Raw genomic sequence first — 12,636 nt, 5'->3', positions numbered from 1 at the left:
CACTGTCTCTCCGACGCGTGGAAGGTGCATGAACTCCAACGGTCCGGAAACCCTTCCAACCGCGGAGCTTTCTGTAAGCAATGAAGCGTCAATCTCGACCAGCATAGGTATCTGCCTAACGTTCGACATGAGCGGCGGTTGGAGGCATGCGAAGCATGCCGGAGACCGTCCGCTCGATGAAGTGGTTAGACCGCATTTGATGCTCCTACTGTTGGCTAGTACGGGCGCTGCGGTAGCTGACCGAGCAGCCGTTCCTTCCACCACGCATAGCCGGATGGCAACCAGAAACGGGTGGCATTCACCTTGAACCTTGGCACGGACAGAGCGCTCACAAACGGATCATGGCCGAACCGGCGACGGTAGGCCGCAAGAAGGCGGAACCGAATACGGCGCTGCACCGACTTTGTCGACGAAGGATGCAGTAGCCGCTCACGATTTGCTGCGCCGCGAATGGCACCGCGAACGCGCTCCTGAGGCAGCAGCGCCAGCTGCCAAGGCTTGTGATTGATGTGCCTCAGCGGGCGGCCGTAGAACTGTGAGACGAGCATGATAGTGACAGGGCCGTGCGGTCTAACGTGCAAGGTAAGCGGCGTGCCGAAGGCACGTCCGCTTGAACGACGGGTTAGCTGTCATCGGACGCACTTCTCGATGAGAGATAGATAGCGAGTGCAAATAGCGACGCAATGCCTGCAAACGCGAGATGTACCCATGCGACACCTCTGGGCCCAAAGGACTCTTTGGCCCAAAGGAACAGAGACTCGGTGCGGCCAGAAGGCGTAAGCCCACCGGGATGTACCCATTCATATGCAGCCAAGCACAAGCACACGAACGCCATTCCCCAGCCGATAAGCAGAGCAGCCGATCGCGGCATCCCACCTGGCGAACCAATGTTGTTCATTGCTGGCAGCTAACGTTTGAGGTAAGCGGCGCCGTTAGGCGTCCGCTTGACCGAATGGTTAGGCCTCAGTGGCCGCGCCCGAATGGCTGTTCGATTGCCCAACCTTTGCCCATTGTGTACTCGGGTGCGAGCTTGGCGAGGACCAGCCCGCCCCAGATTGACCGTGGATCGGGGAACTGGGATGCAAGCGCAGGAACTATTGCGCCTGCTTGCCATGCAACGAGGTCGCCGGGCTGCAGCGCCGGGCCGTGGCTGCTGGCGGTGGCCGCCATGACCATGAAGCCGTTGTCTTTGGAGCAGACACGCAGCATCACCATTTGGGTACCGTCAGGCTGGCGCTTAACTGAGACCTCTCCTCAGACCGCCTTTGCGTCCAAGACGAGCGCGGGGAGCACGGCCCCTGCTGCGAGTTCGCTCTGCATGAACTCGCATGCGTATGCGAATGCTGCGGCTGCGTCTTTGAAGCGAAGTGGCGGCACAGCAGGGCCTTGAGGCTGGGATTTCGACTTCTTCAACCAACTGAACATGCGACTCCTCCGATTCTGAGGCCTAACGTTTGACATGAGGGGTGCACAAAAGGCGCAGCCTTTTGGGCATCCCCTCGATGGAAGGGTTAGGGCGCATTCTTCGCCTTGAGCTGAGTTGCCAATGCTTTGACGCTCTGCTGCAGAGCTGGAAGAAAGCTCTGATCGATTTCGAACGCACCTTTGAGAACGGTTGGGACCCCGGCCGGCCTTTCGCTCTCGAAGCTGAACTCGCCCAAGATGCCACCAAGTGGCTGCATTTCTAGGTGGACCAGAACATCTGGTTCGGCTGACGATAGCTCTGCGGTCACGGACTTTCCTACAGCCAGGTACATAGCACCGAGTTCCTGTTCGAATCGTTCGAGGTCAGCGAGTTGAAGCCACGCTTCAAAGTTTCCAGTGAAGCCGGTCGCCGCAAGAATGACTTGCACACGCACCCAGTCTTCCTCATCTGCGGCTCGGGCGGGCAGGAGTTGAATTTGGAGGCCTCGAGTAACGAGATTCATGCGCTCTAACGTTTGAGGTAAGCGGCGTGCCGTAGGCACGTCCGCTTGACCGAATGGTTAGGCCTTGGGCGGCAGAGGTGCATAGCATGCGGCAACGAAGGCTTGGACATAACGCGTGACCTCCGGTTGAAGGCGTGTGTAAACAGCGCCCAGTTCGGCCAAATCTTCGCCCACCTTCCAGGACGGAAACGAGCTTGCAAGCTCCTTCGAAACCTTGCCCTCATGCTTGACGGCGTTGTTTATGAGGCGCAACTCGTCGAATGCGCCGAAACATTGCAGTGACTCAAGTTTGAATGGCATGGCCTTCTTGAGCGCCGCAAAGTTGAACAGCTGCTCTGCATTCACAGACGGGAACCTCTTCTTCGCAACTCGCTTTGTGTGCAGTTCAAGTTGCTTGAACAGGGCCACTATGGCTAGCTCGTCGGCCAAGCGTTGCACTTCGTTGGTGAAGTACCAGCGATCTTCAAGGTGCATTGTGTAGTTCTGGAAGTCGTTCTCATCGTCAAACTGAAGCTCTGAGCAAGACGCCTCATCGTGCCCGATTGATTTGCGTTGTCGGCCGATGGACGCTGCGACGAGGTCGCGAAACTCATCCAGTTCTTCGGTCTCGAAGCGCCTGTCCCAGCTTTCAAGCAACTTCACGAGGGGCGGCATTGCCATGTTCACTCCTGAAAAGGCCTAACGTTTGAGCTCACCTGCGGGCGACAGACGGCGTAGCCGGCTGGCGAACGTCAGGTGGAGCGAAGGGTTAGACCGCACGGGTGACCCGAACATTCTTGTTCCACCGATAGTCGGCGGTATTGCTTGGAACGGGGATGATCTTCCGGTTCTCGAGCTGCTGAACTAAGCGCGCGTATGTGGCGGGTTTGTGCTCACCCGACCAGAAGGAGGGTGCAGGCAAGACGAACCGCTTGTTGTCTCCATGAAAGACGAGTGTGCCTCCGGTGCCAAACTCGACGTGCTTCACTTCGGACCATGCCATGCGGTAGTGCCAACCAATCGGAGTAACCGCGTACACAGCGGTTTCATCCACGGCATAGCGCCCGTACGCGCCGACAAGCAAGTAGATGCCCAGCAATGAAAAAACGACGAAGCCCAGGGCCGGCCACCTTGCGCCACTAGTGAAAGCAAAGCCGGCGGCGACAAGGAAGCCGACAAAGACCAGCCACCCAAGCGGGCGTACCGTACCTAAAGTGACGTACTGAAGCATACGAGTTGTGCGGTCTAACGTTCAAGCTCAGCCGCGGCCGGAGGCCGTCGGTTGGAGCGTTGGGTTAGCCAGCGTACGAAAGCGCCGGCCCAAAAGCACGGCAACTACTGAGCCACCCAGGCTCGCAATTGCGAGCAATCCTGCGACAGGAGGTTGCCTGCATCGCGGGTTCTGTGCGAACAGATCGTACTGGCCCGCGCAGTCGGTGAAGGCCATGCTTGAAGACGACACAACCCACAGCAAGCACCAGAGTGCAACAAGCAGCAGCATCAACGCCAGCGAGTACCAAGCGTATCGGCCAACGATTCGGGCGTTCATTTGTGATGGCTAACTAGATTTAGACATACGTGACCGTACTGGCGCTGTTGATCTAACGCAACCCCTGCGTCGGTGTCACGGCGTGCACGACGCCCGGGAGAGGGCCCCTTTCTGGCCGATGGGCGCGGGCGTTTAGCCGGCCTAAATTTCCTGGATGCCTGTTCCCGATCCAGAACCCGTAACGCCCGCCGAACCGTCGACGACGTCGCTCGCGCCGCCGCCCCGTCTGCTCGACCAGCTCCGCGAGCGCATCCGCGTCAGGCATTACGCCTTGCGCACGGAGCGCATCTACGTGGGGTGGGTGCGCCGCTACATCCTGTTCCACGGCAAGCGTCATCCGCGCGACATGGGCGCGTTGGAGATCGAAGCCTTTCTCAGCCACCTGGCCGTGGAGCGCGGAGTGTCCTCGGCCACGCAGAACCAGGCCAAGGCAGCTCTGTTGTTCCTCTACAAGGAGGTGCTGGGCGCGGTCGATCTGCCCTGGCTCACCGAGGTGGTGGCCGCCAAGGCCTCGCGCCGGCTGCCGGTGGTGCTGACGCAGCGTGAAGCGCGCGAACTGCTGATGCAGCTCCACGGTGCGCACTGGCTCGCCGCGTCGCTGCTCTATGGCAGCGGCCTGCGGTTGTTGGAGTGCCTGCGGCTGCGCGTCAAGGACGTGGAGTTCGAACGCCGCGAACTCATCGTGCGCCAGGGCAAGGGCAGCAAGGACCGCGTGACGGTGCTGCCTGAGAACCTGCTGCTGCCGCTGCGCAACCAGCTCGCGCAGGCCCGCGCGCTGCACGAGCGCGACCTGGCCGCCGGGCGCGGCGCGGTCTGGCTGCCCGACGCGCTGGCGGTCAAGTTCCCGCGGGCGGCCCGCGCCTGGGGCTGGCAGTGGGTGTTTCCGTCGCGGTCGCTGTCGGTCGACCCGCGCGGCGGCACGGAGCGCCGGCACCACCTGGCCGAGCAGGGGCTGCAGCGCGCGGTGTCGCTGGCGGCCCGCCGCGCCGGGATCGACAAGCCGTGCTCGCCGCATGTGCTGCGCCATTCCTTCGCCACCCACATGCTGCAGGCCGGCTACGACATCCGCACGGTGCAGGAGCTGCTGGGCCACGCCGACGTCAAGACCACCATGATCTACACCCACGTGCTCAACCGCGGCGGCCGCGGGGTGCTGAGCCCGCTTGACGCGCTCTGAGCCGGCGGTGGCTCCGGTCTGCCGGCGCCGGCGGGTGTCTCTACGCCACCTTGCGTATTCCGCCGCCCGGGGGTTCTGCCTAACCTGCAGCGGTCCGTGAACCCAACCGATCCCCCGAGGAGGAAACACCCCATGTCCCACACCACCCGCCGCGCCTTTGCGGCCTCGCTTTCCGCCGTGGCGCTGGCCGCCGCCGGCGCCTTCGTGCCCAGCGCCTTCGCGGCCGACACCATCAAGGTCGGCGTGCTGCACTCGCTGTCGGGCACCATGGCCATCTCGGAAACCGTGCTCAAGGACACGGTGCTCATGACCATCGACGAGATCAACGCCAAGGGCGGCGTGCTGGGCAAGAAGCTCGAGCCGGTGGTGGTGGACCCGGCCTCCAACTGGCCGCTGTTCGCAGAGAAGGCCAAGCAGCTGATCAGCCAGGACAAGGTGGCCGTGGTGTTTGGCTGCTGGACGTCGGTGAGCCGCAAGTCGGTGCTGCCGGTGTTCGAGGAAACCAACTCGCTGCTGTTCTACCCGGTGCAGTACGAGGGTGAAGAACTGTCGAAGAACGTGTTCTACACCGGTGCGGCGCCCAACCAGCAGGCCATCCCCGCGGTGGAATACCTGATGAGCAAGGACGGCGGCAGCGCCAAGCGCTTCGTGCTGCTGGGCACCGATTACGTGTACCCGCGCACCACCAACAAGATCCTGCGCGCCTTCCTCAAGAGCAAGGGCGTCGCCGAGGCCGACATCATGGAGGAGTACACCCCCTTCGGCCATTCCGATTACCAGACCATCATCGCCAAGATCAAGAAGTTCTCGTCCGAAGGCAAGAAGACCGCGGTGGTGTCCACCATCAACGGCGACTCCAACGTGCCCTTCTACAAGGAACTGGGCAACCAGGGCCTGAAGGCGACCGACGTGCCGGTGGTGGCGTTCTCGGTGGGTGAGGAAGAACTCCGCGGCGTCGACACCAAGCCGCTGGTGGGCCACCTGGCGGCGTGGAACTACTTCATGTCGATCAAGAACCCGACCAACACCGCCTTCATCAAGCAGTGGAGCGACTACGCCAAGGCCAAGGGCATCGCCGGCCACAAGGACAAGCCGCTGACCAACGACCCGATGGAAGCCACCTACATCGGCATCCACATGTGGGCGCAGGCGGTCGAGAAGGCCAAGTCCACCGACACCGACAAGGTCATCGCCGCGATGGCGGGCCAGACGGTCAAGGCGCCGGGCGGCTTCACCAGCACCATGGACAAGGAAAACCACCACCTGCACAAGCCGGTGTTCATCGGCGAGATCAAGGCCGACGGCCAGTTCAACGTGGTCTGGAAGACGCCGGGCCCGGTGGTCGCCGATCCGTGGAGCGACTACATCGCCGAGAACAAGGGCAAGAAGAACGTGCCCGAGAAGAAGTAATAGCAAGCCGGCTCTCGATGTTGGCGCGCGCCGGCCGGGCCGGCGGCGATCGGACTGTCCACCCGGTCGCCGCCGGTCCTGCCGGCGCGCAGCCTCTTCTTATGGCTTTCTACTCTCCACGGTGACGACGAATTGAATGCCTTGCGTGCTTTCCTGCTGAGTCTGTGCGCTGCCGGGTTGCTGTTGCTGGCCGCGGCACCCGCCCGCGCCATGACTCCGGCGCAGGCACTCGCCATCGCGGCGGGTGACACCGACGCCCGCGTCGCCGCCCTGCAGCAGGCCATCGCCGCGCTCGACCCGCGCGTGCCGGTGCTGGTGCAGGCGCTGCTCGACGGCGAGGTGAAGGTCGACGACAAGCAGGCCTACATCGTCGCGGCCGACGGCTCGGCCGTCGACGCCGCCAGCGGCCAGCCGGCCACGCCCCCCGAGACCGCGGAAGACGCGGTCAACAACAACCGCATGCGCGGCGAACTGCAGGCCGCGCTGGCCGCGCTGCAGCTCATCACCGGCGATCTGTCGCAACGCCGCGCCGCCATCGGCTCGCTGCGCGAGGCGATGGACGAGGCTAAGCTGCCGCTCATCGAGCAGGCGCTGGCGAAGGAGGTCGATCCCGCCATCAAGTCCGAGCTGGAAACGCTGCGCGCCAAGGGCCTGATCGCCTCCACCGACCCGGCCAAGCGCCTGCTGGCCGCGCAGGCCCTGGCCAGCAGCACCACGCCGGCCACCCGCAGCCTGCTGCTAGAGCGCCTGAAGCCGGCCACCGAAAGCGGCGAGCCCGACCCCGCGGTGCGCGCGGCGCTGCAGGCCTCGCTCGACGGCGTGAACTCCATGCTGGCCTGGGGCGAGCGCGCCGGCGTCGTGTTCACCGGCATCAGCCTGGGCTCCATCCTGCTGCTCGCGGCGCTGGGCCTGGCCATCACCTACGGGCTGATGGGCGTGATCAACATGGCGCACGGCGAGCTCATCATGATCGGTGCCTACGCCACCTACCTGACGCAGAACGCCTTCCGCGCCTGGCTGCCCAATCACTTCGACTGGTACATCGTGGCCGCGATCCCGCTGTCCTTCCTGGCCGCGGCGGCGGTGGGTGCGGTGCTGGAGCGCGGCGTCATCCGCTTCCTGTACGGCCGCCCGCTCGAGACGCTGCTCGCCACCTGGGGCATCAGCCTGGTGCTGATGCAGAGCGTGCGCTCGCTGTTCGGCGCGCAGAACGTTCCGGTCGAGAACCCGGCCTGGCTGTCGGGCGGCGTGCAGATCATGAGCAACCTGGTGCTGCCGTGGAACCGCATCGCCATCGTGGTGTTCGCGGCCATCGTGCTGGGCGGCATCGCCTTCCTGATCGCGAAGACGCGGCTGGGGCTGTTCGTGCGCAGCGTCACCCAGAACCGGCCCATGGCCTCGTGCATGGGCGTCAACACCGCGCGCGTCGACACGCTGGCGTTCGCGCTCGGGGCCGGCGTGGCCGGGCTGGCGGGCTGCGCGGTCAGCCAGGTCGGCAACGTGGGGCCCGACCTGGGGCAGGGCTACATCGTCGACTCCTTCATGGTGGTGGTGCTGGGCGGCGTGGGCCAGCTCGCCGGCACCGTGTACGCGGCGCTGGGGCTGGGCGTGATCAACAAGTTCCTCGAAGGCTGGGCCGGCGCGGTGCTGGCGAAGATCATCGTGCTGGTGATCATCGTGGTGTTCATCCAGAAGCGGCCGCAGGGGCTGTTCGCATTGAAGGGGAGAGAGGCATGAGCGCTGTGCTGACTCCGCCTCTGCCCGTGGCGCCGCCGCGCAGCCGCCTGCTGCAAGGCAAGGCCTGGACGGCGCTGCTGGCCGCGGTGATCACCGTGACCGTGCTGGTGCCGATGCTGAACCTGGTGGTGCCGGCCGGCAGCGCCTTCCACCTGAGCGACTACGCGGTGGCGCTGATCGGCAAGATCATGTGCTACGCGATCTGCGCGCTGGCCATGGACCTGATCTGGGGCTACACCGGCATCCTGTCGCTGGGCCACGGCCTGTTCTTCGCGCTCGGCGGCTACGCGATGGGCATGTACCTCATGCGCCAGATCGGCCGCGACGGCAACTACCAGTCGGACCTGCCCGACTTCATGGTCTTCCTCGACTGGAAGGAGCTGCCCTGGCACTGGAGCTTCAGCGACTCCTTCGTGGCCACGCTGTTCCTGATCGTCGCGGTGCCGGGCCTGCTGGCCTTCGTGTTCGGCTTCTTCGCGTTCCGCTCGCGCATCAAGGGCGTGTACTTCTCCATCATCACGCAGGCGCTCACCTTCGCCGCGATGCTGCTGTTCTTCCGCAACGAGACGGGCTTCGGCGGCAACAACGGCTTCACCGACTTCAAGCGCATCCTGAGCATCCCGATCGCGCAGCCGTCCACGCGTATGGTGCTGTTCGTGTTGACCGGGCTCACGCTGATCGGCTTCTTCCTGCTGGCGCGCTGGCTCATCCACACCAAGTTCGGCCGCGTGCTGCAGGCCATCCGCGACGCCGAGAACCGCGTCATGTTCTGCGGCTACGAGCCGCTGAACTACAAGCTCGCGATCTGGACGCTGTCGGCGGTGATGTGCGGCATCGCCGGCGCGCTGTACGTGCCGCAGGTCGGCATCATCAACCCGGGCGAGATGTCGCCGGCCGCCAGCATCGAGATCGCGATCTGGGCAGCGGTGGGCGGCCGCGCCACGCTGATCGGCCCGATCGTCGGCGCCTTCTTCGTCAACTTCGCGAAGAGCTGGTTCACGCAGGTCTTCCCCGAGTTCTGGCTCTACTTCCTGGGCGCGCTGTTCATCGCGGTCACGCTGTTCCTGCCGGACGGCATCGTCGGCGGCGTGAAGCGGCTGCTGGGCCGCGGCGGCAAGGAGAAGCGCGCATGACGCCCGACCTGATGGAAGCCGGCGTTGGCACCCGCGAGCGCGCGGCCGCGAAGCCCGATGCCGGCAAGTCGGGTGGCCGGACCGCGAGCTACAGCCGCGTGGTCGAGCCGGGGGCGCTGGACACCGCGCACGGCGGCATCCTGTACCTGGAAGACATCACCGTCAGCTTCGACGGCTTCCGTGCGCTGAACAAGCTGTCGCTGAACATCGCCGCCGGCGAGCTGCGCTGCATCATCGGCCCCAACGGCGCCGGCAAGACGACGATGATGGACGTGATCACCGGCAAGACGCGGCCGGACGCCGGCAGCGCCTTCTTCGGCTCCACCATCGACCTGCTGCGCCTGCGCGAGAGCCAGGTGGCGAGCATCGGCATCGGCCGCAAGTTCCAGAAGCCCAGCGTGTTCGAGCAGCTCTCGGTGTTCGAGAACCTGGAGCTCGCGCTGAAGGCCGACCGTCGCCCGCGCGCAGCGGTGTTCGCCAGGCTGTCGGGCGCGCAGCTCGACCGCATCGGCGAGATCCTCACGCTGATCCACCTGAAGGGCGAGGCGCAGCGCCTGGCCGGGCTGCTGTCGCACGGCCAGAAGCAGTGGCTGGAGATCGGCATGCTGCTGATGCAGGACCCCAAGCTGCTGCTGCTCGACGAGCCGGTGGCCGGCATGACCGACGAGGAGACCGAGCGCACCGCGCAGCTCTTCGTGTCGCTGCAGGGCGCGCATTCGCTGGTGGTGGTGGAGCACGACATGAAGTTCATCGACGAACTCACCCGCGACGACCCGGCCAAGAAGGTGACGGTGCTGCACGAAGGCAGCGTGCTGGCCGAGGGGTCGCTCGCGCAGGTGCAGGCGAACGACAAGGTGGTCGAAGTCTATTTGGGGCGCTGACATGCTGAAGGTCGAAAGCGTCAACCAGTACTACGGCGGCTCGCACATCCTGCGCGGGCTGGACTTCGAGGCCAGGGCCGGCGAGGTGACGGTCGTGCTGGGCCGCAACGGCGTGGGCAAGACCACGCTGCTCAAGAGCTTGGTCGGTCTGGTGAACATCAAGTCCGGCAGCATCAGGCTCGACGGCACCGAGGTGCAGCGCCTCACGCCCTACGAGCGCGTGCGCCGCGGCATCGGCTATGTGCCGCAGGGCCGCGAGATCTTCGGCCGCCTTACGGTGGAGGACAACCTGCGCATGGGCCTGGCCAGCAAGCCCGGCAGCACGCCGATCCCGGCCGAGCTCTACGAGCTGTTCCCGGTGCTCAAGCAGATGCTCGGACGGCGCGGCGGTGATCTGTCGGGCGGGCAGCAGCAGCAGCTCGCGATCGCGCGCGCGCTGGCGGCCGGCCCCAAGCTGCTGATCCTGGACGAGCCGACCGAGGGCATCCAGCCCAGCGTCATCAAGGACATCGGCCGCGTGATCCGCAAGCTGGCCGACCGCGGCGACATGGCGATCATCCTGGTCGAGCAGTACTACGACTTCGCCGCCGAACTGGCCGACCAGTACCTGGTGATGGAGCGCGGCGAGATCGTGCTGCGCGGCCGCGGCGCCGACATGGAAGCCGACGGCGTGCGCCAGCGCATGTCCATCTGAGCGCGTCGCCCCGCGCGGCCGGGGCCTGGGTGCGTGCATACTGCGCGCGCCCGGCGCGGGGGTTCTCAAGCGTGCAGTGGGCGCACCGATAGCCGATCGAGCCCAATCCACACGCCCATGACAGACCTGCTCGGATCCGTCGTCAGCCTCACCGGCTACCGTGACCGCGACCTGCTCGACGCAGCCGCGGTGACGATGCTGGCCGACTGGCTGCGACCGCTGAGCCTGAGCCTGTACCGCTGCGTGGGCGAGGCCGGCGACACGCGGCTGCTGCTGCAGGCCTGCGCGCGCGACGGGCCGCCGGCGGTGGCGGGCGACCCGCCGTGGACCCCGCTGGAGGCCTTGCCTTCGCTGGACGACTGGCCGCCGCACCGTGACGCGCTGACCGGTGGCGAGCCGCTGCTGGCGCTGCCGACCAGCCGCCCCGGCCCGCGCGGCCGTCCGGTGCTGCTGAACGTGTTCCCGCTGTGGATCGGCACCGAGCGCTTCGGGCTGGTCGAGGTCCTCGCCGAGAAGCCGCTCGACGCCGAGCAGCTGCGCTTCGTCGATGCCGTGCTGAAGATCTACCGCAACCAGGTCGGCCTGCTCGACTACAGCGAGCGCGACACGCTGACCGGCCTGCTGAACCGCAAGACCTTCGACGAGCAGTTCAGCAAGTGCCTGCACGAATGTGCCCGCTCCGCACCGCTGTTCCTTCCGCCGCCGACCGACGACCAGTCGCCCGAGCGGCGCGCCCGCGAGTCGCTGAGCTACTGGATCGGCGTGGTCGACGTCGATCACTTCAAGCGCGTGAACGACCGCTTCGGCCACCTGATCGGCGACGAGGTCCTGCTGCTGATGGCGCGCATCCTGCGCGGTGCCTTCCGCCACGGCGACCGCCTCTACCGCTTCGGCGGAGAGGAATTCGTCATCGTGCTGCGTGCCGATTCGCGCGTGCACGCCTCGCTCGCCCTCGAGCGCTTCCGCGCCCGCATGGAGATCTTCCGCTTCCCGCAGGTCGGCAGCGTCACCGTCAGCATCGGCATGACCGAACTGCGCGCCGGCGACACCCCCAGCGCGGCCTTCTCGCGCGCCGACCTGGCGGTCTACCACGCCAAGCAGAACGGCCGCAACCAGTTGCAGTGCCACGACCAGCTGGTCGAGCGCGGTGCACTGGTCGAGGCGGGCGGCAAGGTCGGCGAGATCGAGCTGTTCTGACGCCGGCGCTGCGCCGGCACGGCAGCTCCCCGCTGCCGTAAGCGAAAACTTCCATGGCCGCAAGCCCCCTGTACGGCAGGCGGGGCAAGCGCGTTCAACCTTCCTTGGTGCCCACAGAATCCGGCGATTCAAGAACCGGGGAGGATGACAAATGGGATATCGAGTTTCGGCGCTGGGTCTGACATGGGCTCTCGCGGTGTGTCTGGCCGGCTGCGGTGGCGGAGGCGGGGGCGGCGACGACGCAACCGAAGGCCCGGCCACGGACGCGACGCCGCTGGAGGGCGGCTATCTCGTGGCCAGCAGCACCGGTGCCAGCGGGCAGGCGCTGGTCCTGCCGGACCGCTCGTTCTGGAGCCTCAGCGGCTTCGAGTCGAGTGGCGTGCTCTACATCGACACGCTGACGCAGGGCACCGTGAGCCGTGCTGGTGCGACGGTGAGCGCGAGCGATCTGCGCCAGTACGACTTCGGGAATGGCGTGGTCCGGACGGCCGGCTTCTCGGGCTCGATGACGGTGTCGGGCGTCGTGTCCGGCACGTTCAGTCCGAGCGGCGCCTCGGTGACCAGCCTGACGCTGACGCCGGCCGAGGCCTCCGATTTCGATTACCACGCCGCCGCGAGCCTGGGCACGATTGTCGGCACCTGGAATGGAGACTCCCTCGACGGCAGCAGCGGCAGCGTCACGGTAAGCGCCGGTGGCGCCGTCACCGCCTCGCTGAGCGGCTGCAGCATCACGGGGAACGTGGCGCCCCATCCCAGCGGCAAGAACCTCTACGCCGTGTCGGTGGCCTTCGGCCCGGCGCCCTGCATCCTGGCGAACTCGACGGCCAGCGGGATCGCGATCATCGGCACCGCGCAGCAACTCGTGGTGGCCCTGACGAGCGCCGATCGTTCGGCCGGCACGGTGTTCCTCGGAACCCGTTGACGGACCTCGGGCGCGCGGTGGCCCCGCGC

Annotated in this window: 13 protein-coding genes; 8 read left to right on the top strand and 5 right to left on the bottom strand. The window is 65.9% G+C overall.

All coding sequences use genetic code 11. The features are described 5' to 3' along the window. Positions 1–215 precede the first annotated feature (215 nt). The 5 genes from ASC67_RS20735 to ASC67_RS19305 all read right to left on the bottom strand — a co-directional run bounded on the left by ASC67_RS20735 (position 216) and on the right by ASC67_RS19305 (position 3,138). Complete coding sequence (locus ASC67_RS20735) at positions 216–548, bottom strand: hypothetical protein (protein ID WP_156466835.1); 333 nt, start codon at positions 546–548, stop codon at positions 216–218. A gap of 415 nt (positions 549–963) precedes the next feature. Then, a complete protein-coding gene (locus tag ASC67_RS20730) occupies positions 964–1,215 on the bottom strand; it encodes a hypothetical protein (protein WP_156466834.1) in 252 nt (83 codons plus the stop codon). Between the two features lie 296 nt (positions 1,216–1,511). Next, complete coding sequence (locus tag ASC67_RS20725) at positions 1,512–1,928, bottom strand: hypothetical protein (RefSeq protein WP_156466833.1); 417 nt, start codon at positions 1,926–1,928, stop codon at positions 1,512–1,514. 57 nt (positions 1,929–1,985) lie between these two features. After that, the gene (locus ASC67_RS19310) at positions 1,986–2,588 is read right to left on the bottom strand and encodes a hypothetical protein (protein ID WP_056325970.1); all 603 of its coding nucleotides are present in this window, start codon (positions 2,586–2,588) and stop codon (positions 1,986–1,988) included. An 88-nt stretch (positions 2,589–2,676) separates the two neighbouring features. Further along, the gene (locus ASC67_RS19305; protein ID WP_056325967.1) at positions 2,677–3,138 is read right to left on the bottom strand and encodes a hypothetical protein; all 462 of its coding nucleotides are present in this window, start codon (positions 3,136–3,138) and stop codon (positions 2,677–2,679) included. A gap of 472 nt (positions 3,139–3,610) precedes the next feature. On the opposite strand from ASC67_RS19305, the gene ASC67_RS19300 reads away from it, so the two are divergent. From ASC67_RS19300 to ASC67_RS19265, 8 genes are all read left to right on the top strand, one after another. Then, the gene (locus tag ASC67_RS19300; protein WP_056325964.1) at positions 3,611–4,633 is read left to right on the top strand and encodes an integron integrase; all 1,023 of its coding nucleotides are present in this window, start codon (positions 3,611–3,613) and stop codon (positions 4,631–4,633) included. A gap of 132 nt (positions 4,634–4,765) precedes the next feature. Then, complete coding sequence (urtA, locus tag ASC67_RS19295; protein WP_156466832.1) at positions 4,766–6,043, top strand: urea ABC transporter substrate-binding protein; 1,278 nt, start codon at positions 4,766–4,768, stop codon at positions 6,041–6,043. Positions 6,044–6,184: 141 nt separating this feature from the next. Then, a complete protein-coding gene (urtB, locus tag ASC67_RS19290) occupies positions 6,185–7,780 on the top strand; it encodes an urea ABC transporter permease subunit UrtB (RefSeq protein ID WP_056325961.1) in 1,596 nt (531 codons plus the stop codon). Then, entirely contained in the window at positions 7,777–8,913 is a 1,137-nt protein-coding gene (gene urtC / locus ASC67_RS19285) for an urea ABC transporter permease subunit UrtC (RefSeq protein ID WP_056325958.1), read from the top strand. Before urtB ends, urtC begins: the two co-directional genes overlap by 4 nt. Next, positions 8,910–9,794, top strand: coding sequence for an urea ABC transporter ATP-binding protein UrtD (gene urtD / locus ASC67_RS19280; RefSeq protein ID WP_056325953.1), 885 nt, complete (start codon positions 8,910–8,912; stop codon positions 9,792–9,794). The genes urtC and urtD overlap by 4 nt, the downstream gene beginning before the upstream one ends. Before the next feature lies 1 nt (position 9,795). Next, complete coding sequence (urtE, locus tag ASC67_RS19275) at positions 9,796–10,488, top strand: urea ABC transporter ATP-binding subunit UrtE (protein ID WP_056325950.1); 693 nt, start codon at positions 9,796–9,798, stop codon at positions 10,486–10,488. A gap of 117 nt (positions 10,489–10,605) precedes the next feature. Continuing rightward, the gene (locus tag ASC67_RS19270) at positions 10,606–11,685 is read left to right on the top strand and encodes a GGDEF domain-containing protein (protein ID WP_056325946.1); all 1,080 of its coding nucleotides are present in this window, start codon (positions 10,606–10,608) and stop codon (positions 11,683–11,685) included. Positions 11,686–11,836: 151 nt separating this feature from the next. Further along, complete coding sequence (locus ASC67_RS19265) at positions 11,837–12,607, top strand: hypothetical protein (protein WP_156466831.1); 771 nt, start codon at positions 11,837–11,839, stop codon at positions 12,605–12,607. Positions 12,608–12,636: the final 29 nt, after the last annotated feature.

The organism is Methylibium sp. Root1272, assembly GCF_001425905.1.
Lineage (GTDB): Bacteria > Pseudomonadota > Gammaproteobacteria > Burkholderiales > Burkholderiaceae_C > Methylibium.
The sequence above is the reverse complement of the archived record's forward strand: the minus strand, read 5'-3'. Positions and strand labels throughout refer to the sequence as shown.